The organism is Olleya sp. KKT75, assembly GCF_055635485.1.
In genome coordinates this window covers 1400635-1427125 of sequence record NZ_CM145759.1, presented here as the reverse complement: position 1 = coordinate 1427125, position 26491 = coordinate 1400635, and the positions used below count along the sequence as shown (strand labels likewise).

The following is a 26491-nucleotide window of genomic DNA, read 5'->3' as shown; positions in this document are numbered from 1 at the left end:
TTAAAAATTAAATGTCTAAAACAACTCCTTTTAAAGTTTACGATGCCTCCGCAGGAAGCGGAAAAACCTTTGCATTAGTTAAGGAGTATTTAAAATTATTATTTACCGCAACTTACAACGATGGCTTCAAACAAATATTAGCTATAACCTTTACCAATAAAGCGGTTGGCGAGATGAAAACTAGAATTTTAGACACCTTAAAACAGTTTTCTGACCCAGAGATTAGCGCAGACACAAATGGGATGTTTAAAGCTATTACAGAAGAGTTAGCATTGCAACCAAAAGATGTCCATCAAAAAGCCATTGTTTTGCTAAATACAATCATGCATAATTATGCCGCTTTTGATATTTCTACTATTGATGGTTTTAATCATAAATTAATTAGGACGTTTGCACATGATTTAAAGATTCCGATAAATTTTGAAGTCGAGCTAGACACACCTTCTTTACTAAGTCAAGCTGTAGACAGTTTAATTGCTAAAGCTGGAACAGATAAAAAGCTAACCAAAGTGTTAATAGATTTTGCTCTAGAAAAAGCAGATGATGATAAGAGCTGGGATGTCTCTAGAGATTTTAACACCATTGCAAAACTTTTAATTAACGATAACGATTTACCACATTTAGAAAGCATAAAGCATAAAACGCTAGAAGATTTTAGTGGCCTGAAGTCGCAACTTATTAAACAGATTGCTAATCAAGAGGTGCTAATTGCAGAATTAGCCAACAATTTATTATCTGTATTTGAAGCCAATGGATTAGATCAAAAAAGTTTTTCTAGAGGAACACTATTTAATCATTTTGTAAAGATTTCTAATTTAGAATTTTATAAAATTTACGACAATCAATTAGCAAATAACATAGCAGAAGGCAAACTCTACACCAAAACTTTAGATTCCGCGAAAGCGCAAGCAATAGATCAGCTTTTACCGCAAATAGAAACCGTTTATCACAAAATAAAAACAACTGTTTTAGATGTCAAATTCTTAAGAGCGGTTTACAAAAATGTAACACCATTATCTGTCCTAAACGCTATTAATAAAGAGTTAACACTAATAAAAGAAGACGAAAACAAATTACTAATATCAGAATTCAACACCTTAATTAGTAAAGAAATTAAAAACCAACCGACGCCTTTTATATATGAGCGTTTAGGCGAAAAGTTTAGACATTATTTTATTGACGAGTTTCAGGACACGTCACAAATGCAATGGGAAAACTTGATTCCGTTAATAGAAAACACGCTTACCGGACAGAATCTAAAAGGAGAACAAGGAACCGCTATGTTAGTTGGTGATGCTAAACAAGCCATTTATAGATGGCGAGGTGGAAAAGCAGAACAGTTTATTGGCCTAACAAAAGAAGACAACCCTTTTCCTGTCGAAAAAGAAGTAGTAAGACTAGAATATAATTATAGGAGTTATAAAAATGTTATTGAATTTAATAATCAGTTTTTTGATTATTTATCGCAAACCAGCTTTAGCAGTCCTGACTATTCTGACTTATACAATAAGGCCAAACAAAAACCAGTAATAAAACATGAAGGCTATGTAAACCTAAATTTTCTGGACATACAAAGCGAAGATGATATAAACCAATTATATCCGGAAACTGTATTTGAAACCATAAACAAGTGTTTAGAAAACAATTACAACCTTAAGGATATTTGCATATTAGTTAGAAAGAAAAAAGAAGGTGTTGCAATAGCTGAATATTTAAGCGACAAAGGCGTGCGTATTACATCCTCTGAAACCATGCTTATCAACAACTCTGAGGATGTTAGACTTGTTGTAAATATTTTTAGATTACTAGTTAACCCTAATAATCTTGAGGTCAAGATTAAAGTCTTAGACTATATTGCTAGTCTAAATGCTATTGAAGATAAACATCAGTTTTTTAAAACACATTTAAATTTACCGCTCCAAGTGTTTTTTGAGAGCTTTAAGTTATTTGATATTGATTGTGACCCAACACAATTAGTTCAGTTGTCTTTATACGATTTAGCGGAAAGTATAGTGAGGGGATTTAACCTGACCAAAAAATCGAATGCCTATATCCAGTATTTTTTAGATATTATTTTAGAGTTTTCACAAAAGAAGATTTCGGACATCCCAGGATTTTTGGATTATTATGACACTAAAAAAGACAGTTTAAATATTGTATCGCCAAGTAACCAAAATGCCATTCAGATTATGACGATTCATAAATCTAAGGGTTTAGAGTTTCCGGTAGTAATTTTCCCATATGCACAATTGGAAATTTATAGAGAGATGGAACCAAAAGAATGGTTTCCGTTAGACCAAAGCCAATTTAATGGCTTTTCAAAAACACTAATTAACTTTAATAAAGATTTTGAAGACTTTGGTGACATAGGAGAATCTATCTATTTAAAACATAGATCGGAACAGGAATTAGACAACATGAATCTGTTATATGTAGCCTTAACACGACCAATCGAGCAATTATATATAATTTCTAAAAAAGAAAACCAAACTAAAACCGGTGTTAAATTTGACAGTTACTCTGGACTATTAATGAATTACCTAATGCAACAAGGGTTATGGAATGATAGTCAATTAGAGTATAGCTTTGGACAGCAAAACCGTGAGGTAGTACCAGAAGAAAAGCCTGAAACAACTCAAGAAACAGAACAGTTTATTAGTGTTGCCAAGCAGGATCATGATATTAAAATTATCACCAAATCTGGATACCTATGGGATACAGAACAACAAAATGCAATTGAAAAAGGCAATTTAATTCATGATATTATGGCAGAAATTAATACTGAAAAAGAGGTACCTGCCGTAATTAAAGATTATATCAACTCTGGAATTATTAATAAAGAACAAGCTTTACTATTAAAAGACACCATAAATACTATTATAAACCACCCAGAACTCAAAGATTATTATAGCACAGACTACACTGTATATAATGAACGTGATATTATCTCTAAATCTGGAGCAATAATAAGACCTGACCGTTTAGCTATAAAAGATAATACAGCCACTATAATAGATTATAAAACAGGATTACCAGATCCCAAATACCAACAACAATTAGAAACGTATTCTGATATTTTAAAAGAGATGAATTTTACAGTAGACAAAAAAATACTGATTTATGTTAATGACGCTATAAAAATAGTGACGTATTAACATAAAAGAAAAATCACAACCATTATCTTAAAGAAAAACATTACTAAATTTGCAAAACTAAAATACGACATATGTACAGCAATATAAAAGAACATCTCCAAAAAGAAATACAAGACATAAAAGACAATGGGCTTTTTAAAGAAGAACGCATTATAACTTCTGCTCAAGGTGCAGAGATTACTTTAAACACAGGAGAACGTGTTTTAAACTTTTGTGCTAACAACTATTTAGGACTATCCTCACATCCAGACGTTATAAAAGCTGCACAAGACACAATGGATACTCATGGATTCGGGATGTCTTCTGTACGTTTTATTTGCGGTACTCAAGATATACACAAAACTTTAGAGCAAAAAATATCTGATTTTTATGGAACTGAAGACACAATACTATACGCTGCAGCATTTGATGCTAACGGTGGTGTGTTTGAACCTTTATTAGGAAAAGAAGATGCTATTATATCAGATTCTTTAAACCACGCCTCTATTATAGACGGTGTTAGATTATGTAAAGCAGCGCGCTATCGTTACAAAAACAATGACATGGCAGATTTAGAGCAACAACTAATTGATGCGAATAAAAATGGAGCACGTTTTAAAATCGTCGTAACTGACGGAGTATTTTCAATGGACGGACTTGTAGCACCTTTAGATCAAATAACAATCTTAGCAGAAAAATATGATGCTATGATTATGATTGACGAGTGCCACTCTGCTGGATTCATAGGAGAAACAGGTCGTGGTACTTTAGAAGAAAAAGGAGTAATGGGTAAAATTGACATTATTACCGGAACGTTAGGAAAAGCACTTGGAGGTGCAATGGGTGGTTATACAACTGGTAAAAAAGAAATAATAGAAGTACTACGTCAACGTTCTAGACCGTATCTATTTTCAAATTCTTTAGCCCCAGCAATTGTTGGTGCTTCGATTAAAGTCTTTGATATGTTATCTAATGACAATACTTTACGTGATCAATTAGAAGAAAATACTGCTTTTTTCAAAAAAGGAATGAAAGCAGCAGGATTTGATATCATAGATGGTGACTCTGCAATTGTACCTGTAATGTTATATGACGCTAAATTATCTCAGACTATGGCAAACATGTTATTAAAAGAAGGAATTTATGTCATTGGATTCTTTTTCCCAGTGGTACCAAAAGATAAAGCAAGAATACGCGTGCAACTATCCGCTGCGCATACAAAAGAACAATTAGAAAAAGCTATTGCAGCCTTCATAAAAGTAGGTAAAGCACTGGAAATTATCTAGAAAGATTCTATAATAGATAAACAAAAGCACTAAATAATCAATATTTTTATATATTTGTCTTTGTTAATAATATATAACAACTTATTTTTGCTTTTAATTAACACTTAAAAATTAAACTTTTGAATATGAAAAATCTTAGCAGATTATTGTTCACAATGTTACTACTTACAAGTATGGGTAACGTTATGGCTCAAAATGAAAACAATCCGTGGGCAATCAACTTCGGTATTAACGCAGTAGATGTTTATCCAGTAGGAGAAAACATGCCTCAAGGAGATTACTTTGATGAGTTCTTCAATGCTGAAGATCACTGGAGTATTTTACCTTCTTTATCTACTATCTCTGTATCTAAGTATGTAGGAGACAACTTTTCAGTACAAGCTGGAGGTTCTTTAAACAGACTTACAAAATGGGGACAAAGTGCAACAAACCCTAGTTTAGGAGTTAGTGATTTAGCTTACTATGCACTTGATGCTAATGTAAGATACCACTTAGGAGAAGTTATTGGTTCAAAAAAATTAGATCCAGCTATCGGAATTGGTGGTGGTTACACATGGATTGAAGAAGGAACTTACAATACGTTTTCTACAGTAGCAGGTTCTAACAATGCTGTTGGAGCAGGAACTTTAAATGCTTCTTTAGGTTTAACTTACTGGTTCTCTGATAACATTGGTTTATTTGTTGAGTCTAAATATAAGCACTCTTTTGAAGACTACTTAACTAAGCATTTCCAACATTCTGCAGGTCTTACTGTAAGATTTGGAGGAACTGATACTGATGGTGACGGAATATATGACAAAAACGATGCTTGTCCTGATGTACCTGGATTAGAAGCTTTCAACGGTTGTCCTGATGCTGATGGTGATGGAATCGAAGATTCTAAAGATACTTGTCCTGAAGTAGCTGGTTTAGCTGAATTTAATGGATGTCCTGATACTGATGGTGATGGTGTTTCTGATAACAACGATGACTGTCCACAAGTAAAAGGATTAAAATCTTTAAAAGGTTGTCCTGATGCTGATGGTGATGGTGTAACTGACGCTAAAGATAAGTGTCCAAGTGAAGCTGGTCCTGCTGCAAACAGTGGATGTCCTTGGCCTGATACTGACGGAGACGGTGTATTAGACAAAGATGATAACTGTCCTAAAGTTGTAGGTACTGTTGCAAACAAAGGTTGTCCTGAAGTTGTTGCTGCTCCAACTCAAGTTGTATTAGACAAGTTAAATAGCTATGCTAAAACTATCTTATTTGATACTGGTAAATCTAGCTTTAGATCAGAAACTTTTTCTGTACTACAGTCTATTACTGCTATCTTAAAAGAATACCCAGAATCTAACTTTACAATCGAAGGTCACACTGATAGTGTTGGAAGCAAAACTTCTAACCAAACTTTATCTGACTCTAGAGCTAACGCTGTAATGGCTTACTTAATCGAAAACGGAGTTAGTTCTCAAAGATTAAACGCTTACGGATTTGGTGAAGATTACCCAATCGATAGTAACACTACTAAGGCTGGAAGATTTAACAACAGACGTGTAGAAGTTAAACTTAGAAAATAAGTTTAAACAAAACATTAAATTTTATAGAAAAACGCTTCGGGAAACCGAAGCGTTTTTTATTTTTATATAATGACAAACTTTATTCAAGACGTACTAATAGACCTGAAAAATAAACAAGCTAATTTTAGCGACCTTATTTTTATTTTACCCAGCAGAAGAGCTGGAGTATTTTTAAGACGTGAACTAAGTTTAATTTTAGACCAAACACTATTTGCTCCTAAAATAGTAAGTATAGAGTCTTTTGTAGAAGAGCTGTCTGAGCTAAAATCAGTATCAAATACAGAACTACTATTTCAATTTTATAACACTTATATTCAATTAACACCAAAACCTGAAAGAGAGGATTTTGACACGTTTTCAAAATGGGCTCAGATAATTTTACAGGATTTTAATGAAATTGATCGTTATCTGATTCCACAATCAAAAATATTTGACTATTTAAAAGCAATACAAGATTTAGAACATTGGTCATTAGAACCCAACCAAACAGAAGTAGTTACCAACTATCTGAAATTTTGGAACAAGCTTCCTATCTATTATAAAAACTTCACACAAAATCTAATAGATAACAAGCAAGGCTACCAAGGCTTACTTTACAGAGAAGCCTTTAATAACATCAAAAACTACATTGATAATACAAATCAACAGCATATATTTTTAGGGTTTAATGCCTTAAATGCTGCCGAAGAAAATATAATTCAAGATTTACTACGTGAAGATTTAGCATCGATTTATTGGGATACAGACCAATCCTTTTTAGATAACAAAATACATGATGCTGGATTATTTATTAGACAACATCAAAACAATTGGGAGCATTTTAAAACAGCACCTTTTAATTGGAAAAATAACCATTACAAAAGTCAGAAAAATATATCTGTCTTTGGAGTACCCAAAAATATTGGTCAAGCAAAAGCTATTGGATCTATATTACAAGATTTATCAAAAAACGATCCTTCCTTAAAAAAAACAGCTGTAGTATTAGGAGATGAAAACTTACTTATTCCTGTATTGAATTCTATTCCAGAATCAGTAAAGACATTAAACATCACCATGGGGTTCCCTTTAAAATCAATCCCGCTAGCATCTTTGTTTGAACACCTTTTTAACTTACAAAAAAAGAACAGTTTAACCTATTACTATAAAGATGTAATAAGTATACTAACGCATCAATTTATACAACCACTGTTTAAAAATGGAAGCGCTATTGATTTGGTGGAGTTAATAAACAAAAACAATCTAGTTTATTTAATGGAAGCTGATTTAAAAGCTATTTGCAAAACAGAAGCGACGCTTTTATCCTTACTGTTTAGTAATTGGAATAACGATGCAAATACTGGCTTAAATAGCTGCTTTAAGCTTATTGCGACTATAAAAGAACACTTGTCTGAAGATAAAAAACAAAACCAACTAGGATTAGAGTATTTATATCGATTCAATACGTTGTTTAATGAGATATTGCGTCTAAACGATGCCTATAAACACATCAAGGATATCAAAGGTCTTTATAGTATCTTTAAAGAACTACTAAGCTCAGAAACATTAGATTTTCAAGGAGAACCTTTACAGGGTTTACAAATCATGGGAATGTTAGAATCTAGAGTATTAGATTTTGAGACCATAATAATCTCTAATGTTAATGAGGGGATATTACCGTCAGGAAAATCCAACAACTCTTTTATACCGTTTGATGTTAAAATAGAAAACAAACTACCTACTTATAAAGAAAAAGACGCGGTGTACACCTATCACTTTTATCACTTATTACAGCGTGCTAAAAATGTATATGTACTTTACAATACCGAAATAGACACGCTAGTTGGAGGAGAAAAAAGTAGATTTATAAATCAGTTAGAATTGGAAAACATTCATACCATAAATCACAAAATACTAACGCCAAAAGTCCCTAGTTATAAAAAAGAACTCGCTATTATAACAAAAACAGAAAGTGCCATTTCTCAGTTAAAAGAAATAGCACGTAAAGGATTTTCGCCATCATCATTAACCAGCTACGTTAGAAATCCAATAGATTTTTATTACCAAAAACTACTAGGCATATCAGATCTAGAAGAAGTAGAAGAAACCATTGCGGCAAACACTTTAGGTACAGTAGTACATAACACCTTAGAACAATTATACCTACCATACAAGCAACAACTACTAACAGTAGATATTGTTAAAAGCTTAATCCCTCAAATAGATAAAAATATCACTGCCTTTTTCAAAGAAGAATACAAAGAAGGTGATATGACCAAAGGTAAAAATCTTATTGTTTTTGAGATTGCAAAACGCTACGTCCTTAACTTTTTAAACCTTGAAATTGAAGATTTAAAAAAAGGGAATACCATCAAAATAATTGACTTAGAAGCCGAAACAAATAATGTTGCTATCAAAATTGAAGGCTTAGATTTTCCGATACAATTAAGAGGAACAGCTGATAGAATTGACGAGTTTAATGGTGTTACTAGAATTATAGATTATAAAACGGGAAAAGTCGACCAAAGCAAAGTGTCTATAGTAGATTGGGAAGACTTAACATCAGATTACGACAAGTACAGTAAATCATTTCAAGTTTTAATGTATGCCTACATGCTTCATAAAAAGAAGATCACAGAACCGCCTTTAGAGGCTGGTATAGTTTCGTTTAAAAACTTAAGTGAAGGGTTGCTAAAATTTACTAAAAAAGATCAAGTTAGAGGCGGGAACAAAGACACTTTAATCACAGAAGATACCCTAGTCGAATTTGAAATTCAGCTTAAAAAATTAATCTTAGAAATATTTGACCCAACTATAGATTTTATTGAAAAAGAACTATAATGATTGAAAAAAACCTAGTTTTAGATAGAAAAAACCAAAAACCAATTGTTTTTGATGTGTTTTACAACAAAACAAGTACACCAAAACCATTAGTTGTTTTTTGTCATGGCTATAAAGGCTTTAAAGATTGGGGCGCTTGGGATCAAGTAGCAGAGCAATTTAAAGACACTGGTTTGTTTTTTGTTAAATTTAACTTCTCTCATAATGGGGGTACAGTAAATCAACCCATAGATTTTCCGGATTTAGAGGCTTTCGCCGAAAATAATTACACAAAAGAATTACAGGATTTAGATGATATAATTACGTTTCTAATTTCGGATAAAAACCCACTATCTAACCAAATTAACACACAACATATTACAGTAATTGGCCACTCTAGAGGTGGTGGTATAGCTACTATAAAAGCTAGCGAAGACAACCGTATTACTAAGTTAATTACTTGGGCAAGTGTTTGCGCCTTTGGAAAACGCACCTCCACAACCGGAGACCTAGAACAATGGAAAAAAGCAGGTGTAAAATATGTGCTAAATGGCAGAACAAAACAAAAAATGCCACATAACTATCAGTTTTATTTAGACTACAAAGCACATGAAGCAAGATTAAATATAGAAAACGCATGTAAACACATCGCTATTCCACACGCAATCATACATGCAATTGATGACCCATCAGTTAGTTTTGAAGAAGCAAAACAATTACACAATTGGAACCCTAAAAGCACGCTATTAAGTCTTAAAAATAGTAATCACGTATTTAACGCAAGCCATCCTTGGAACAGTAATACATTACCAGAAGCACTTCAGACTGTTGTAACCGATACCATTACTTTTATAAATACAAAAGCTTAAAAAGAACGGCATCTAAAATCTAATTGGAATTATTTCTATTTTAAACCACTAAGGACTAAAACAGGTAACGTTGACACATAAAAGTCTCTTTTAAGGATATTATTTTTCTCCCATATCTTAGTAAAAAATCCTCTTTTACGTCTAACAACACACAATAAATCAGGATTAAAATCTTTATAGTGCTCTAAAACACCTTGAAAAGTTGTTGCGTTTTCACTTTCTTTTATAGTAGAAGCAATGGCTTTTAAATCGTCATTTACAAGTAAATCTTCATCGCTATGCATTGGTGTTTTTACTAACAGTAAGTTTACTGTAGCATTAAACTGTTTTTTAAAGCTCACTAACGGTGCTAAAGCATCTGTTTTATTAATAACAGCAGATTTTATAGCCATTAATATAGAATTAATAGATTTGTACTGATAGCCTTCAGGTACAATCAATGCTGGTATATTAGTTTGCTTAATAATCTTCCCAGATGTTTTACCTAAGTACACCTCATCTTTAATAGAGTTTGTTCTTGGTTCTAACATGATCAAATCAATATCTAGTGTTTTACAAACCAACTCTAAAGTATCTACTAATTTACCTTTAAAAGTCTTTACAACAACCTGAACATTTTTAGTATTTACTTTAGCCACGTGATTGTTTAAAAAATCTAAACTTTCGCGTTCTAAAATATCATCTACTTTAATCATAGTTCCGGACTTAGTGTATACATTGTAAATTTGTACTACATACACTTTTGCGCCAAAAGCTTCGGCAAAATCAACTGCGTATTGTAAATGACTTTGTGCGTTTTTGGAAGACCCAACAGGAACTAAAATAGATTTCATATAAAGTAAATTTAGAAATCAAAAATACAGATTTTTATTCACAAAAACTTCGATAATCTTTTACGACCTTTGTAAAACCAATCTTAACGTCTATTTTGAGCACTTCTATTAGTTTAAAACACATAAATAAACTCGCAATTCCAGCCTTAATTGCAGGTGTATCAGAGCCTATTTTATCGTTAACAGATGCTGCAGTAGTTGGTAATGTCCAAAATAACCCAACAGAGGCTTTAGCTGCAATTGGTATTGTAACTACCTTTTTATCCATGTTAATCTGGATATTGGGTCAAACCAGAAGCGCTATTTCGTCCATAATATCACAACATGTTGGGGCTAATAAACTAAATCAAGTAAAAGATTTACCAGCACAAGCTATTTTTTTAATCACCTCGTTAAGCTTAGTAATTATAGCCACTACCTACCCTTTTGCTTCGCAAATATTTACGTTATACAATGCCTCAGATTTAATCTTAGACTATAGTATTGATTATTATAAAATCCGCGTATTTGGCTTTCCGTTTACCCTATTTGTAATTGCTGTATTCGGGACATTTAGAGGGCTTCAAAACACGTTTTACCCAATGATAATAGCTATAATTGGAGCAGGACTAAATGTAATATTAGACTTTGCTTTTGTTTATGGTATCACAGGATTAATAACCCCTATGCATATCAAAGGTGCTGCGTATGCAAGTGTTATTGCTCAGATTGTAATGGCTTTAATTTCGGGATATTTATTATTGACCAAAACAGCAATACCCTTGCGCATTACATTTCCGTTTAATAAACAAATTGGCAATTTTGCCCTCATGATTTTAAACCTATTTATACGGACATTAGCACTAAATATCACGCTTTATTTTGCTACAAAATTCGCAACTGGATATGGTAAAAATTATATTGCAGCCTATACAATAGCCATAAACTTATGGTTTTTAGGGGCGTTTATAATTGATGGATATGCTAGTGCAGGAAATATCTTATCTGGTAAATTACTAGGAGAAAAAAATTACGGAACATTGCTACAACTTAGCACTAAACTAATAAAAATAGGCATTTTACAAGGCTGTATCATTGCTGTTTTGGGTGCTGTTTTTTACTATCCTATTGGACACATATTTACTAAAGAGCCCGAAGTATTAAAGCAGTTTTACAACGTCTTTTGGATTGTTTTAGCCATGCAGCCCCTGTGTGCGTTAGCTTTTATATTTGACGGTATGTTTAAAGGACTAGGGAAGATGAAGGATTTACGCAACCTTTTATTACTATCTACTATCCTAGTGTTTTTACCAATACTTTTTATCGCAGATCATTATGATTTTAAACTAAAGGGTATATTTATAGCCTTCACCTTTTGGATTATAGCACGTGGTTTTCCGTTAATTATAAAATTTAGAAAACAATTTTCACCTCTTGCCCAAAACAACTAACTTTACCGCTTAATAAAAATATATGTTTTTAAGCTTATTACAACAAGTCAATATTGAAGAAAAAATCAAGAATGCTCCTGACGATGAATATCAGATAGGGATTCTTATAGGATCTTACCTTCCTTTATTTGCATTAATTGTTTTGGCTTATATCCTATACAGGTACAACAAAAACAGAAACAAAGATCAATAACATTATGAGCGATTTAATTTTTCCCCTATTAGCATTATTTGTAATACTAGCTTACTTCTACAACAAGTTTCGTAACCGCAGATAATTAGCGCGTTTTTAGCCAACCAGTAATGCTTAATCTTTTAGTATTTACTGGTTTGACTTCGTGTTCTAAAATTTGACTTTCAAAAATCACCACACGACCAGGAAAAGGGTACACCACTTTTTCTACCTCCTGCCCATTATCATCTAAATACAATACCAATTCACCACCATTTTCAGGTTGCCAGTCTTCGTGGTTTAAATAACACACAAAAGACAGCTTACGTCTATCATCATTTTTAAAAGTATCTAAATGGCGTTTATAAAACGTTGCTTTAGGATAAATAGCATAATGAAACTCCTTATGTAAAATTCCTAAAAAACACGTTTTATTTAAATACCCAACCAGATCATTTATCTTATTAAAAAACAACCCTTCCGCATAATTAGATTTAGCCTCTTCAATCCACAAAATCACATCACCTCTAATGGATTTAACAATTAGCTCATCAAATTTATTACCAATAGCAGCCTTCTTAAAAGCATCCTCCTCATGCTTCTCAAGTATAGACGCTCTTAAGGCATCAACTTCTTCAGTAGAGAAAAAATGGTCAACAATCGCGTATTTCTGTTTCCCAATATCGTCTATGATTTGCTCATAAAGCGGATTTTCAACAAAATCTATAGCTTCAAAAAGCTGATTCATAGTACATTTATATTTAAAAAAGTGCGCAAATGTAACCTATTAACCATTCGCTTTTACAAATTCAATATCTTTGCACCCTAAATACTTTGGTTAATGAGCAATATTCGCATTACAAAACAATTCACTTTTGAGACAGGACACGCACTTTATGGTTATGACGGAAAGTGTAAAAACGTACACGGACACAGTTACAAATTAGATGTTACCGTAATCGGGACACCAATATCTGACTCCGATAATGCTAAATTCGGGATGGTTATAGATTTTACAGATCTTAAAAAAATAGTAAAAGAAGAAATTGTAGACGTCTTTGATCACGCCACAGTATTTAACAAAAACACACCACACGTCGAGCTTGCCAAAGAGCTAAAAGACAGAGATCACAATGTGTTATTGGTAGATTATCAACCAACCAGCGAAATGATGGTTATTGATTTTGCACAAAAAATAAAAAACCGCTTACCAAACGCAATCAAATTACACTCCCTAAAACTATCCGAAACCGCAACCAGTTATGCCCAATGGTATGCTAGCGATAATGGATAAATAATTAGGGCGTTACCACAAGGGTCGCGCTTTCCACTATATCTTTTTTGCGCATAAGCGCGCACAAAAAAGGATGCCGTATCAATCGCTAACGCAACCGTTAGCCAACACAAGGCATTATCAAGAATTAAGTATCTTTACAGCATGCAAATTCCAAAAGGAAAAAATATATATTTCGCCTCAGACAATCATTTAGGCGCACCAACAAAAGCACTGTCTTTACCACGCGAAAAAAAGTTTGTCGCATGGTTAGACATGGTAAAAGAAGATGCAGCAGCTATTTTCTTACTAGGAGATATGTTTGATTTTTGGATGGAATACAAACGTGTAATACCAAAAGGATTTACAAGAACATTAGGTAAACTAGCTGAAATTAGTGACTCCGGAATTCCAATCTATTACTTTGTTGGTAACCATGATTTATGGATGGATGGTTATTTTGAAGAAGAATTAAACATCCCTGTTTACCACAAACCAAAAGAATTTACCTTTAACAATAAAACCTTTTTTATAGGACATGGAGATGGTTTAGGTCCAGAAGACAAAGGGTATAAACGCATGAAAAAAGTGTTTACCAATCCTGTTGCTAAATGGTTATTCCAACGTTTATTGCACCCAGACTTTGCTTTGCGTTTAGGACAATATATGTCCGTTAAAAACAAAATGATTTCTGGAGACGATGATGCTAAATTTTTAGGAGACGATAAAGAGTGGTTAGTACAATACTGCAAACGCAAATTAGAGACTAAACACCGCGATTACTTTGTCTTTGGACACAGACACTTACCATTAAACATAGACTTAGGTAACAACTCTAAATACGTTAATCTAGGTGATTGGATACAGTACTTTACTTATGGGGTTTTTGATGGCGAAAACATGGAGTTAAAGGACTATTAATCCTCCTTTTCATGGTCCTCAATATCCTTAGTTAAATCTAAGTTTCTTAACGTTTTGTTTTTTGCTCCAATAGCAACTACTGTCAATAGCGTCATGACACCCCCAAAAATTACAGCTCTAGCAGCACCACCTAAATATTTGGCAGCAATACCGCTTTCAAAAGCACCAAGCTCATTAGACGACCCAACAAACATACTGTTTACTGATGCTACACGACCACGCATATGATCAGGCGTTTTTAATTGTAATATGGTTTGACGTATTACCATGGACACGCCATCTGTTACTCCAGAAAAGAACAAGGCTGCAACGCTAACCCAGAACAGTTCTGACATTCCAAAAATAATAATACAAATTCCAAAACCAAAAATAGAAATTAATAACTTTTTACCTGCATTTTTACTAACCGGTAAGTAGGTTGTAATAAACATAGTTAATATACTACCAATAGATATTGACGCATTTAAAACACCAAACCCTTTTGGTCCAACATGTAAAATATCTTGAGCAAAAACAGATAATAAAGCAACTGCACCACCAAATAATACAGCAATCATATCTAAAGACAAAGCCCCTAAAATAGCTTTATTATTAAACACAAACTTAAGTCCAACCTTTAGACTTTCCTTTACAGACTCACCAATATTAGGGTTTAAAATAGGCTTCTTTTCTATCTGAAACGTGATAACAAAAGCTAAAGCTACTAACACAAACACAATACACAATGTGCTAGCCACACCAATCCATCCTATAAAAAAACCTCCAAATAATGCTCCTAAAACGGTTGCTGCTTTCCAAGTACTACTACTCCAGGTCGCCGCATTAGGATAGATTTTTTTAGGAACCAATAACGCTATTAAAGAGAAAATAGTAGGCCCAAAAAACGATCGTAAAAAACCTCCAAAAAAGACCAAAGCATAAATACAGTATAAAATAGTATTGGTTTCCCAATGGCCAACAACCGTATCCCAAGTCAATAAAAACAAGCCCAAACTAATTAAAGAAAATGCTGCGATACATAGCGCTAACAAATTTCGTTTTTCTCTTTGGTCTACAATATGACCTGCAAATAAAGCCATAGTAAAAGCAGGAATAATTTCCATTAAACCAATTAACCCTAGATACAAGGGATCTTTAGTTAAAGTATACACCTCCCACTCAATAACAATAAACTGCATGGACCAACCAAAAACTAAGGCAAATCTTAATAATAAAAAGATATTAAACTCTCTTATTCTTAATGCTGCGTATGGATCATTTTTAGCCATATTACTCTTTTAAATCTCTTAATTTTAATTGCAAAGACACATTACCTTGCCAATGATTTTCGTCTACAGAATAGACCGCTTTAAAACGTTTTCTATCTTTTATAAGGTTTAATTTATCGCCTAAATTAAAACCAATACACACAAATTTTTCTCTACCAGATTGCGTCACTGTACATCTAATATGCTTATCGTCTTCTCCTACACATTTTCCATAACCAGTGTCTTTTAAATCTTCCGACATAAAAATAGGTGTCATGTTTCCAGGTCCAAAAGGTGCAAACTGTTTAACAATACGCCAAAATTTATCGTCAATAGCACTTAGTTCTAAAGTGGTATCAATTTTAATTTCTGGTGTTAATAAATTTTTATCTATTGTTTTGGAAACCTCATCTTCAAACGCTTGTTTAAAGGCTTCATAGTTTTCTTCTTTAAGCGTTAAACCTGCAGCATACATATGTCCTCCAAACTGTTCGATATGCTCACTACAAGCCTCTAAAGCATTGTAGACATCAAACCCAGAAACTGATCTTGCAGAAGCTGCTAATTTGTCTCCACTTTTAGTAAACACTAATGTTGGTCTGTAATACGTCTCTATTAATCTTGAGGCCACAATACCAATAACCCCTTTGTGCCAATCTTCTTGATACACTACAGAGGTTAGTCTTTGTTCCTCTTTGTTTTCTATTATTTGTGCTAACGCTTCAACCGTAATGGTTTTATCAGTATCGCGTCGGTCTGTATTAAACTCTTCTATCTCTTCAGCATAAGTAACCGCTGTGTCAAAATCAACTTCAGTTAATAAGTCAACCGCATATTGTCCATGTTTCATTCGCCCTGCAGCATTAATACGTGGCGCAATAGTAAACACAACATCCGTAATAGTTAACGTGTCTTTTTTAAGCTGATTGATAATAGCTCTAAATCCAGCTCTCGACTTTTGATTAACCACTTTTAATCCGTGGTATGCCAAAATCCTATTTTCCCCAGTAATGGGAACAATATCAGCACCAATTGCTGTGGCTACTAAATCTAAATATGGCAGTAAATCGGCAATAGTTTCACCATCTTTTCCTGCTAAGGCTTGGATTAATTTAAATCCAACACCACAACCACATAACTCTTTATAAGGGTAATTACAATCGGCTTGCTTAGGATCTAAAACAGCGACCGCATCTGGCACAACTGCTCCTGGTCTGTGGTGATCACAAATTATAAAATCTATGTTTTTTTCTTTCGCATAAGCGACTTTGTCTACCGCCTTTACTCCACAATCTAATGCTATAATAAGACCAAAATCATTGTCTTCCGCAAAGTCAATTCCTTTATAAGAAACCCCATAACCTTCGCCATACCTATCAGGAATATAAGTCGCAACTAAAGGTGTTTTTGTTTTTAAATACGATGACATTAACGCAACAGAAGTCGTGCCATCTACATCATAATCGCCATATACCAATATATTTTCATCATTAGCAATAGCGTGCTGTATTCTAACCACAGCTTTATCCATATCCTTCATTAAATACGGATCATGCAAATGGTCTAAGCTAGGTCTAAAAAAAGATTTAGCATCCTCAAAATTTTCAATACCTCGCTGCACTAAAAGAGATGCAATGGGTGCATCAATTTGCAAACTATCTGCTAAAGATTTAACAGTTTCAGGATTAGGTTTTGGTTTTAAGGTCCAGCGCATGTAATGGATTTAGAATAAAAATTAGACTCTTTTCTAAGTAAATACGATTACTTATTATGAAAATGCACATTAGTTTTAACTTCCGCAAATCGTCTAAACATCTCCATAACACCACAGTATTTTTCAACTGATAATTGTACTGCTCTATTTATTTTTTCTTCATTTAAATCCTCGCCAGTAAAATGATAATCTAAAATTACGGTATGATAATATTTAGGATGCTCGTCAGTTAACAAACCTTCAACCTCCATTTTTAAATCATACGTATTAATTTTCATTTTATCTAAAATAGATACAACGTCTAATCCAGAACAACCCGCTAAGGATGATAGCATTAAGGCTTTAGGAGACAATCCTTCACGCGCTTTACCTTCTACATCTGTATCCATTAAAACATGGTGACCACTTGGGTTATCAGAATCGAATAACATGTTTCCTTTCCAATTGGTTGTAATTTTATGCGACATAATTGAATATTTTTTCGTTTATTGATATCAATCAAAAATACTACTTAAAAACAAAAAACAATGCCTTTAATAACACCTTTAACAGCAGATCACGATTTAGAAACTAAAGAACTGGCAACATTCTTTAACGAGACCCTTGGATTTTGTCCAAATTCGGTTTTAACCATGCAACGTAGACCTGCTATTAGTAAAGCCTTTATCAATTTAAACAAAGCGGTTATGGCTAATGAAGGTCGTGTAACCTCAGCTTTAAAACGAATGATTGCATGGGTAAGCAGTAATGCTACAGGTTGTCGTTATTGTCAAGCACACGCCATTAGAGCTGCCGAGCGTTATGGAGCAGAACAAGAGCAATTAGATAACATCTGGGAATACAGAACACACCCTGCTTTTAATGATGCAGAGCGTGCTGCTTTAGATTTTAGCTTAGCTGCTAGTCAAGTACCAAATGCTGTTGATGGCGACATTAAAACACGTTTACACGACCATTGGGATGAAGGAGAAATTGTAGAAATGCTTGGTGTAATCTCTTTGTTTGGTTACTTAAACAGATGGAATGATAGTATGGGAACAACCTTAGAAGAAGATGCTATTGATAGCGGAAACCAATACTTAGGCAAACACGGTTTTGAAGTTGGAAAACACGTGTAATTAAAGCTTATTTATAATTATTATATATCAAAAACCTTACTAGAAATAGTGAGGTTTTTTTTATTAAATAGTCTTTTTAGTTAACGGATTTTGATTAAAATGTAACCCTTCAAAACCTGTTTTAATAAAGTTTCTGATATTTTGATGACCTGTCCCGCTGGGGTGGTTTAAAACCTCATCAAAATAATACTGCCCAAAACACGCCAAGGTTTCGGTTTTAGATAAGGCTTCTGCTTTTGCAAAAGCAAACACTTTACACGATCCCGAATTTTCTCCTTCAGCATTTTGCAACAAACCATTTATAAAAGCTGTTGGTGTAAAATCAAAATACGTGTCCACTACTTGCATAGTTTCCGCGAAAGCGATTGTATTTGGTGTGTTTTTTAATTTTAATTTAAACGCTGTTATAGTCATCGTTCTGTTTTAATTCTATTTACTTTTTCCGCCTACAACAATTACAATTTCGCCTTTAGGTGGCTTATTGGTGTAATGTTCTAAAACCTCTTTAGCGGTTCCTCGGATCGTTTCTTCGTATAATTTAGTTAATTCTCTAGACACAGACACAGGTCTGTCTTCTCCAAAATACTCACAGAAATGACCTAAGGTTTTGATTAACTTATGTGGACTTTCGTAAAAAATGATGGTTCTGGTCTCTTCGGCTAATAGTTTTAATCTTGTTTGGCGTCCTTTTTTTACGGGTAAAAAACCTTCAAAAATAAATTTATCATTTGGAAAACCGCTATTTACTAATGCGGGTACAAACGCAGTTGCTCCTGGAAGGCAATCTACCTCAATACCATGTTCTATACACGCTCTAGTTAGTAAAAATCCTGGATCAGAAATGGCTGGCGTACCTGCATCACTTATTAGAGCAATGGTTGTTCCTGCCTTTAATTTTTGCACCAAATTATCCACCGTTTTATGCTCGTTATGCATATGGTGGCTTTGCATTTGTGTACCGATTTGGTAGTGTTTTAATAACTTCCCAGAGGTACGTGTGTCCTCTGCTAAAATTAAATCGACGTCCTTTAAAACCTCTACAGCTCTAAATGTCATATCCTTAAGGTTTCCAATTGGCGTTGGAACTATGTATAATTTACTCATTTCTCGATTAATTAGAGCTCAAATTTAAACTATTAATTTGTTTTTTTGACGCACATCTTTACCCAAAAAATAAGACACTAACACTATAAAAATAGTATAAAAAGACATCCCAAAAAGACCATGTCCTGCATTGAAATGCGCAACAGTAGCTAATATGACATCAAAGAAAAAGCCTGCATAAGCCCATTCTGTGAGCCAAGCACTTTTACGCCATAAAATCATGACAACACCTAAAACTTTAATAATAGCTAAAGGAATTACAATATAAGTCGGATAGTTTAAACTTTTAAAATAGCCTTCTATCATTGTTGTATTGAAAAAGTACATTTGAGCCGAGTACAAAAACATGGCGCAAACCAAAATTGTACTAACCCAATATAATATGTTTTTTATAGATGTTTGTTTCATGTAATTATTGTGTGATTTTTAATTATTTTAAGCAGATACTTGCAACCAGACTACTCAAATCTAGCACCAATAATTGCCATAAAGCGGATTTCGTAATCTTCTTTACCTTCCCAATTATTATAATCTGGCTTAACCACATTATTAATTAAATTACTTGCTTCTTCTAAAGAAGACGATGTGTTTAATTGTGATAACACTCTGTTATAATCGTCAACTTCTCCATCAAACAAATGTTTGATAAAAGCCAACTTATCATTTAAACCTATATTTAATCCAGATTTCAATCTATCGTTTAAACTCTTTTTCTCATTAGCATCAGACTTTGCTACCGGTTCAAAAACAGGAATATCATCAAATCCAGCAGTGATATCTTCAAAATCGTTTTTACTATAGTCTTCCTTTGGTAAAACTGAAGCAAGCAAATCGTCCACCTGGTGGGTTTCGTCCGGCATTTGAGCAACCATATCCTTAATTTTCTCCATTAATGGCTCCATTATAGCATCATCTTCATCATCATCTAAGTTAATGTAGGTTTTATTATCAACTTCAATATTATCGCTTACCTTATTATTAAAAGCAGAGTCTAACATATCAAAAAACGAGGAGTCATTTCCTATAGTTGGCAAAGCGTCGTCTAAATTTTCGCTTGCAAACTTCAAAACAGTTAATTTTTCATACAAAGCAGCAACCTCAGCATGCATTTGGTTAACATCCTCTTTACCACCTAGCTTTAGAATCCTATGTGCTATACTCATTAATTCTGATTCTAATTTCTTCTTCATGGTTTTATTTTTTTTTATAATTTTTGAATTTATTGCAAGTTAGCCTTTTGATTTTTAATAAATTTGACCCACCTTTATACAAAACGTAAACACATTACGTTTTAGTGCTAAATTTACAAAATGTTTCTCGAAAATACAGTAAATCAAAAAGAACAATTTGGATGGATTGAAGTCATCTGTGGATCAATGTTTTCTGGTAAAACAGAAGAGTTAATCCGTAGGCTTAAACGTGCTCAATTTGCTAAACAAAAAGTTGAAATTTTTAAACCAGCAATCGATACACGCTATGACGAAGAGATGGTGGTGTCTCATGACTCCAACGAGATCAGATCTACGCCAGTACCCGCTGCTGCCAATATTCCAATATTAGCAGACGGTTGCGATGTGGTTGGTATTGACGAAGCTCAGTTTTTTGATGACGAAATTGTTAGAGTATGTAATGACCTAGCAAACAAAGGAATTCGTGTGATTGTTGCCGGACTAGATATGGATTTTAAAGGAAATCCCTTTGGACCAATGCCTAATTTAATGGCGACTGCAGAGTATGTTACAAAAGTACATGCGGTATGCACTAGAACAGGAAACCTTGCACAATATAGCTTTAGAAAATCTGCTAATGACAACTTAGTTTTATTAGGTGAAACTGAAGAGTATGAGCCACTGTCTAGAGCTGCTTATTACAAAGCAACCATGCGAGAAAAAATAAAAGACATAACTGTTCAGGATGCACAACAAGTAGATCAAAAACCTAAAACAACAAATGGTTAACGCTCAAGAAACCGTTTTAGAAATAGATTTAAATGCCCTAAAACATAATTTTGAGTATTTAAAATCTAAACTATCAGGAAACACAAAATTTCTGGCAGTAGTAAAAGCATTTGCTTACGGTAGTGATGCTGAAGAGGTCGCTAAATATCTAGAAACATTAGATGTTGATTACTTTGCGGTTGCTTATACTTATGAAGGCGTTGCACTTCGCGATGCAGGTGTAACAACCCCAATTTTAGTGCTACACCCTCTTCCGATTAGTTTTGACACCATAATTGAGCGCTGCTTGGAACCAAGTTTATACTCCAAACGTTTATTGGATCTTTTTATCGCTTGCGCTGAAACACATAAACAAAGTAACTACCCTGTTCATTTAAAATTTAATACAGGCCTAAACAGGCTTGGTTTTGCAGATCAAGATATTCCTGAAATTTCAGATGCACTATCTAAAACTGAAACTATAAAAGTAAAAAGTCTATTTTCTCATTTAGCAGAAAGCGAAGAAGTGGAGCACCCAGATTTTACTTTAAAGCAAATAGAACGCTTTACAGCTATCTATAAAAAAGTATATCGTTATTTAGATTACAAACCTTTCCTACACCTATGTAATACATCAGGACTATTAAATTATCCTGAAGCACATTTTGATATGGTTAGAAGCGGTATTGGTCTTTATGGTTTTGGAAACGATCCCCGATTTAATAAACACTTAAAACCTATTGCATCTTTAAAAACAATTATATCTCAAATACATCATATAAAACTAGGCGAGAGTCTAGGATATAATAGAGCCTATACAGCAGCAAAAGATACAAAAACAGCAACATTACCTATTGGCCATGCAGATGGTATTAATAGACAATATGGTAATGGACATGGTTTTGTGACTATTAATAATCAAAAAGCATACATATTAGGTAACGTTTGTATGGACATGATTATGGTAGATGTCACAAATATAGACTGTAAAGAAGGTGATCAAGTCGTCATTTTTGATACAAATCACACTGTAGACACTTTAGCAGAAAACGCCAATTCTATCTCATACGAATTGCTTACTGCGGTATCTCAGCGAGTAAAACGCGTAATTTGTCGATAAGTTAGTACCCAACCGACCTGTTTTTTCCTGTTTATGTTAAAAAATTAACTAAATTCGAAGTAGTAAATATAAACTAACATTTAAAATTAGAACATTATGCTTAAAGAATTTAAGAATTTTATCATGACAGGAAACGTAATTGAATTTGCGGTTGCTGTAATTATGGCTGGAGCTATAGGACTTGTAATTAACGGTTTTGTTGGAGACATCATTATGCCAGTTGTAGGTCATTTTGCAGGAGGAATGGACTTCGCTAGCTTAGCTTACCAATTAGATCCAGCAGTATTAGCTGCTGACGGAACAGTAGAAAAAGCTGCTAACAGTATCCGTTACGGTGCATGGATCAATACAATAATTAACTTATTTATTGTTGGTTTTGTAATGTTCTTAATGGTTAAAGCTTACAATAAAACTAAGAAGCCAGTTGAGGCTGCTGCACCAGCAGGACCAACTGATAATGAATTATTAATGGAAATCAGAGACGCTTTAAAAAAGTAATCTAAATTCTATTATTAGTATCAAAAACCGATTTTATATTTAAAATCGGTTTTTTTTATGCCTAATTTTTACGAAAAAATTAATACTTTTTATATTCTTTCTTTACTTAAATACCCTAATTTTAAACCTTAATTAAATTAATAGTAAAAATGAGAGTAGCAGTAGTTGGAGCAACCGGAATGGTTGGAGAAGTAATGCGTAAAGTACTAGAAGAAAGACAGTTTCCTATTTCAGAATTTATTCCTGTAGCATCAGAACGTTCTGTAGGTAAATCTATCTCATTTAATGGTAAAGATTATACCATTGTAAGCTTACAAGATGCCGTAAATGCTAAGCCTGATATTGCTTTATTTTCGGCAGGTGGAAACACGTCTTTAGAGTGGGCTCCAAAATTTGCGGAAGTTGGTACTACCGTTATTGATAATTCTTCTGCGTGGAGAATGGATCAAAGCAAAAAATTAATTGTTCCAGAAATTAATGCAGATCAATTAACTACATCAGATAAAATTATAGCAAACCCAAATTGCTCTACCATACAAATGGTAATGTGTTTGGCTCCGCTTCATAAAAAATACAAAATCAAACGTGTTGTTGTTTCAACTTACCAATCTATTTCTGGTACAGGTGTAAAAGCAGTACAACAATTAGAAAACGAATTAGCCGGAATTGATGGAGAAATGGCATACCACTATCCTATCTTTAAAAATGCAATTCCGCATTGCGATGTCTTTGAAGACAATGGTTATACTAAAGAAGAATTAAAACTAGTAAACGAAACTCAAAAAATATTAAACGATAATACTATAGCGGTAACAGCAACTGCGGTAAGAATACCTACTGCTGGTGGACATAGTGAGTCTGTAAATATTGCTTTTGAAAACGACTTTGACTTAACAGAAGTTAGGGAATTACTTAGCCAAACAGACGGTGTAGTTGTACAAGACAATACAGACGTAAACACATACCCAATGCCTTTATATGCTAATGGTAAAGACGATGTTTTTGTTGGTCGTATTAGACGTGATTTATCTCAAGCAAATACAATTAACATGTGGATTGTAAGTGATAACCTTCGTAAAGGTGCTGCAACAAACACAGTCCAAATTGCAGAATATTTAGTAAAAAATAAATTGGTTTAATATAAAACCAAAAAGCGTACTGCTATCTATTATAGCGTAACGCTTGAAATCTTAAAAAGTGCTTGTTTATTTTAAACAAGCACTTTTTTGTTTAAATTTATAGTCGCAACCAAAACGTATTTATAACATGAAAAAAATAGCACTTTGCCTATTAACCCTTTCCATAATTATGTCGTGTAAAGAAGAAGAAAAACAACAAGCAGTAAAAAGAGATATAGTCGTTGACTATCCTGATACTAAAAAAGCAGATACAGTAACCAATTATTTTGGAACGGATGTAAAAGACCCATACCGATGGTTAGAAGATGATAGAAGTGCTGAAACGGAAGCTTGGGTAAAAGCAGAAAACAAAGCGACACACTCATACTTAGACAATATACCGTACAGAAAAGCACTTAAACAGCGTCTTGAAAAACTATGGAATTACGAGAAAATTGGCGCTCCTTTTAAAGAAGGAGAATACACTTATTTTTATAAAAACGATGGATTACAAAACCAATATGTTATCTATAGATACAAAACCGGTGAAGACCCAAGTACAGCAACAGTATTTTTAGACCCAAATACTTTTAAAGAAGACGGAACCATCTCTTTAGGTGGGACAAGTTTTTCTAAAAACGGTAGCGTTTTAGCCTACGCCATCTCTGAAGGAGGTAGCGATTGGCGAAAAATATTAGTTATGGATATCGAATCTAAAAAAATTGTCGAAGACACTTTAGTCGATATTAAATTTAGTGGGATGTCTTGGTATAAAAACGAAGGCTTTTACTACTCTAGTTACGACAAGCCTAAAGGTAGTGAGCTGTCTGCAAAAACAGACCAACACAAAGTTTACTATCACAAATTAGGAACACCTCAAAAAGAAGATCAATTAATTTTTGGAGGTAAAGCTTCAGAAAAACACAGATACATTTACGGGTCAGTAACAGAAGACGACCGTTACTTAATAATTTCTCCTCGTGTTTCTACCTCAGGAAACAAATTATATATCAAAGATTTAACGCAACCTAATTCTAAACTAGTGGAGATTATTGGTAATACCGATAACGACACCTATGTATTAGTTAATGAAGGGTCAAAATTATTTTTAGTAACAAACCTTAACGCGCCAAATAAAAAAATAGTTACAGTTGACGCGTCTAATCCTACTCCAGAAAACTGGGTAGATTTTATACCAGAAACTAAAAATGTGTTAAGTCCATCAACAGCTGGCGGATACTTTTTTACTGAATATATGGTTGACGCCGTATCTAAAGTAATGCAATATGATTACGATGGTAAATTGGTTAGAGAAGTTAAATTACCAGGTGTAGGAAGCGCAGCTGGTTTTGGTGCTAAAAAAGAAGAAAAAGAATTATACTATTCGTTTACAAATTATGTAACTCCAGGCAGCATTTACAAATACGATATAGAAAACGGAACTTCAGAATTATTCCGTAAACCAGATATCGATTTTAATCCTGAAAATTACGAGAGCAAGCAAGTTTTTTATGCTTCAAAAGACGGTACAAAAGTACCAATGATAATCACGCACAAAAAAGGATTAGAACTTAATGGTAAAAACCCAACTATTCTTTATGGTTATGGTGGTTTCAACGTTAGTTTAACACCTAGTTTTAGCATCGCTAATGCGGTTTGGATGGAACAAGGTGGTATTTATGCTGTACCAAATTTACGTGGTGGTGGAGAATACGGAAAAGCTTGGCATGATGCAGGAACGCAATTAAAAAAGCAAAATGTTTTTGACGATTTTATCGCTGCTGCGGAATACCTTATTGATCAAAAATATACCTCATCAGACTTTTTAGCAATCCGTGGTGGATCAAACGGTGGGTTATTAGTTGGTGCAACGATGACGCAACGTCCAGATTTAATGAAGGTTGCTTTGCCTGCAGTTGGTGTTTTAGACATGTTACGTTATCATACTTTTACTGCAGGAGCAGGTTGGGCTTATGACTACGGAACAGCAGAAGACAGCAAAGAAATGTTTGATTATTTAATGGGGTACTCTCCTGTACATAATGTAAAAGAAGGTGTGAAATATCCTGCAACTATGGTAACCACAGGTGATCACGATGACAGAGTTGTACCTGCACATAGTTTTAAATTTGCTGCCCAATTACAAGACAAGCAAACAGGAAGCAATCCAACGTTAATACGTATCGAAACTGATGCTGGTCACGGTGCCGGAACACCTGTAAGTAAAACAATAGAGCAATATGCTGACATCTATGGTTTTACACTTTTTAATATGGGATTTGATGTTTTACCAACAGAAATCGAAGATTTTAAAGACTAATAATATTACTTAAAAAAATAGCAGCAAGTGGTTAGCAAAATA

General features: G+C 33.6%; 24 protein-coding genes. 15 read left to right on the top strand and 9 right to left on the bottom strand.

What is annotated here, in order from left to right; genetic code table 11:
- Window positions 1-11 precede the first annotated feature (11 nt).
- From ACZ2G2_RS06350 to ACZ2G2_RS06330, 5 genes are all read left to right on the top strand, one after another.
- Window positions 12-3155 carry a UvrD-helicase domain-containing protein gene (locus tag ACZ2G2_RS06350; protein ID WP_470394576.1) on the top strand — a complete coding sequence of 1048 codons (3144 nt, stop codon included), beginning with the start codon at window positions 12-14 and terminating at the stop codon, window positions 3153-3155.
- Window positions 3156-3226: 71 nt separating this feature from the next.
- Window positions 3227-4420, top strand: coding sequence for a glycine C-acetyltransferase (gene kbl, locus ACZ2G2_RS06345; protein ID WP_090836902.1), 1194 nt, complete (start codon window positions 3227-3229; stop codon window positions 4418-4420).
- A 125-nt stretch (window positions 4421-4545) separates the two neighbouring features.
- Window positions 4546-5979 (top strand): OmpA family protein, encoded by a 1434-nt coding sequence (locus ACZ2G2_RS06340; RefSeq protein WP_470394575.1) that lies wholly within the window; start codon window positions 4546-4548, stop codon window positions 5977-5979.
- Between the two features lie 69 nt (window positions 5980-6048).
- Window positions 6049-8796, top strand: coding sequence for a PD-(D/E)XK nuclease family protein (locus tag ACZ2G2_RS06335; RefSeq protein WP_470394573.1), 2748 nt, complete (start codon window positions 6049-6051; stop codon window positions 8794-8796).
- On the top strand, window positions 8796-9644 hold the full coding sequence (locus tag ACZ2G2_RS06330; protein WP_470394571.1) for an alpha/beta hydrolase family protein: 849 nt from the start codon (window positions 8796-8798) through the stop codon (window positions 9642-9644). Before ACZ2G2_RS06335 ends, ACZ2G2_RS06330 begins: the two co-directional genes overlap by 1 nt.
- A gap of 35 nt (window positions 9645-9679) precedes the next feature.
- On the opposite strand, the gene ACZ2G2_RS06325 is transcribed toward ACZ2G2_RS06330, so the two are convergent.
- Entirely contained in the window at window positions 9680-10477 is a 798-nt protein-coding gene (locus ACZ2G2_RS06325) for a universal stress protein (protein WP_090836908.1), read from the bottom strand.
- Between the two features lie 95 nt (window positions 10478-10572).
- On the opposite strand from ACZ2G2_RS06325, the gene ACZ2G2_RS06320 reads away from it, so the two are divergent.
- Entirely contained in the window at window positions 10573-11907 is a 1335-nt protein-coding gene (locus tag ACZ2G2_RS06320) for an MATE family efflux transporter (protein ID WP_470394568.1), read from the top strand.
- 22 nt (window positions 11908-11929) lie between these two features.
- The gene (locus ACZ2G2_RS06315; RefSeq protein ID WP_177183495.1) at window positions 11930-12100 is read left to right on the top strand and encodes a hypothetical protein; all 171 of its coding nucleotides are present in this window, start codon (window positions 11930-11932) and stop codon (window positions 12098-12100) included.
- An 85-nt stretch (window positions 12101-12185) separates the two neighbouring features.
- Here the strand turns inward: ACZ2G2_RS06315 and ACZ2G2_RS06310 are convergent, their stop codons facing one another.
- The gene (locus ACZ2G2_RS06310; protein WP_470394567.1) at window positions 12186-12827 is read right to left on the bottom strand and encodes a 2OG-Fe(II) oxygenase; all 642 of its coding nucleotides are present in this window, start codon (window positions 12825-12827) and stop codon (window positions 12186-12188) included.
- Between the two features lie 93 nt (window positions 12828-12920).
- Between ACZ2G2_RS06310 and ACZ2G2_RS06305 the strand changes: the two genes are divergently transcribed.
- Entirely contained in the window at window positions 12921-13373 is a 453-nt protein-coding gene (locus ACZ2G2_RS06305) for a 6-pyruvoyl trahydropterin synthase family protein (RefSeq protein WP_090836912.1), read from the top strand.
- A gap of 144 nt (window positions 13374-13517) precedes the next feature.
- Window positions 13518-14273: a UDP-2,3-diacylglucosamine diphosphatase gene (locus ACZ2G2_RS06300; protein ID WP_470394565.1), complete on the top strand. Its 756-nt coding sequence runs from the start codon at window positions 13518-13520 to the stop codon at window positions 14271-14273.
- Here the strand turns inward: ACZ2G2_RS06300 and ACZ2G2_RS06295 are convergent.
- The 3 genes from ACZ2G2_RS06295 to ACZ2G2_RS06285 are packed head-to-tail and all read right to left on the bottom strand — an operon-like array spanning window position 14270 to window position 17701.
- Window positions 14270-15541: an MFS transporter gene (locus ACZ2G2_RS06295; protein ID WP_090836915.1), complete on the bottom strand. Its 1272-nt coding sequence runs from the start codon at window positions 15539-15541 to the stop codon at window positions 14270-14272. The two genes, ACZ2G2_RS06300 and ACZ2G2_RS06295, sit on opposite strands and share 4 nt — an antisense overlap.
- Window position 15542: 1 nt before the next feature.
- The gene (recJ, locus tag ACZ2G2_RS06290) at window positions 15543-17234 is read right to left on the bottom strand and encodes a single-stranded-DNA-specific exonuclease RecJ (protein WP_470394563.1); all 1692 of its coding nucleotides are present in this window, start codon (window positions 17232-17234) and stop codon (window positions 15543-15545) included.
- A 47-nt stretch (window positions 17235-17281) separates the two neighbouring features.
- Entirely contained in the window at window positions 17282-17701 is a 420-nt protein-coding gene (locus tag ACZ2G2_RS06285; RefSeq protein WP_470394561.1) for an OsmC family protein, read from the bottom strand.
- 60 nt (window positions 17702-17761) lie between these two features.
- Here ACZ2G2_RS06285 and ACZ2G2_RS06280 point away from each other — a divergent pair, with 60 nt between their 5' ends.
- A complete protein-coding gene (locus tag ACZ2G2_RS06280) occupies window positions 17762-18352 on the top strand; it encodes a carboxymuconolactone decarboxylase family protein (protein WP_090836920.1) in 591 nt (196 codons plus the stop codon).
- A gap of 63 nt (window positions 18353-18415) precedes the next feature.
- Here the strand turns inward: ACZ2G2_RS06280 and ACZ2G2_RS06275 are convergent, their stop codons facing one another.
- From ACZ2G2_RS06275 to ACZ2G2_RS06260, 4 genes are read right to left on the bottom strand one after another with little or no spacing between them, the layout of a single operon-like run.
- Window positions 18416-18766, bottom strand: coding sequence for a HopJ type III effector protein (locus ACZ2G2_RS06275; protein ID WP_470394559.1), 351 nt, complete (start codon window positions 18764-18766; stop codon window positions 18416-18418).
- 15 nt (window positions 18767-18781) lie between these two features.
- Window positions 18782-19456, bottom strand: a complete 675-nt coding sequence (gene rsmI / locus ACZ2G2_RS06270) for a 16S rRNA (cytidine(1402)-2'-O)-methyltransferase (RefSeq protein ID WP_101202184.1) — start codon at window positions 19454-19456, stop codon at window positions 18782-18784.
- Window positions 19457-19480: 24 nt separating this feature from the next.
- On the bottom strand, window positions 19481-19864 hold the full coding sequence (locus tag ACZ2G2_RS06265) for a DoxX family protein (RefSeq protein ID WP_470394557.1): 384 nt from the start codon (window positions 19862-19864) through the stop codon (window positions 19481-19483).
- Between the two features lie 50 nt (window positions 19865-19914).
- Window positions 19915-20646, bottom strand: coding sequence for a hypothetical protein (locus tag ACZ2G2_RS06260; protein WP_090836929.1), 732 nt, complete (start codon window positions 20644-20646; stop codon window positions 19915-19917).
- A 120-nt stretch (window positions 20647-20766) separates the two neighbouring features.
- On the opposite strand from ACZ2G2_RS06260, the gene ACZ2G2_RS06255 reads away from it, so the two are divergent.
- The 5 genes from ACZ2G2_RS06255 (at window position 20767) to ACZ2G2_RS06235 (ending at window position 26449) form a co-directional block, all read left to right on the top strand.
- Entirely contained in the window at window positions 20767-21414 is a 648-nt protein-coding gene (locus ACZ2G2_RS06255) for a thymidine kinase (protein WP_090836931.1), read from the top strand.
- Window positions 21407-22513 carry an alanine racemase gene (gene alr, locus ACZ2G2_RS06250; protein ID WP_470394555.1) on the top strand — a complete coding sequence of 369 codons (1107 nt, stop codon included), beginning with the start codon at window positions 21407-21409 and terminating at the stop codon, window positions 22511-22513. The genes ACZ2G2_RS06255 and alr overlap by 8 nt, the downstream gene beginning before the upstream one ends.
- A gap of 96 nt (window positions 22514-22609) precedes the next feature.
- Window positions 22610-23011, top strand: a complete 402-nt coding sequence (gene mscL / locus ACZ2G2_RS06245) for a large conductance mechanosensitive channel protein MscL (protein WP_090836934.1) — start codon at window positions 22610-22612, stop codon at window positions 23009-23011.
- A gap of 149 nt (window positions 23012-23160) precedes the next feature.
- Window positions 23161-24150: an aspartate-semialdehyde dehydrogenase gene (locus ACZ2G2_RS06240; RefSeq protein WP_090836935.1), complete on the top strand. Its 990-nt coding sequence runs from the start codon at window positions 23161-23163 to the stop codon at window positions 24148-24150.
- A gap of 127 nt (window positions 24151-24277) precedes the next feature.
- Window positions 24278-26449, top strand: coding sequence for a prolyl oligopeptidase family serine peptidase (locus ACZ2G2_RS06235; protein WP_470394553.1), 2172 nt, complete (start codon window positions 24278-24280; stop codon window positions 26447-26449).
- The last annotated feature ends 42 nt before the right edge of the window (window positions 26450-26491 follow it).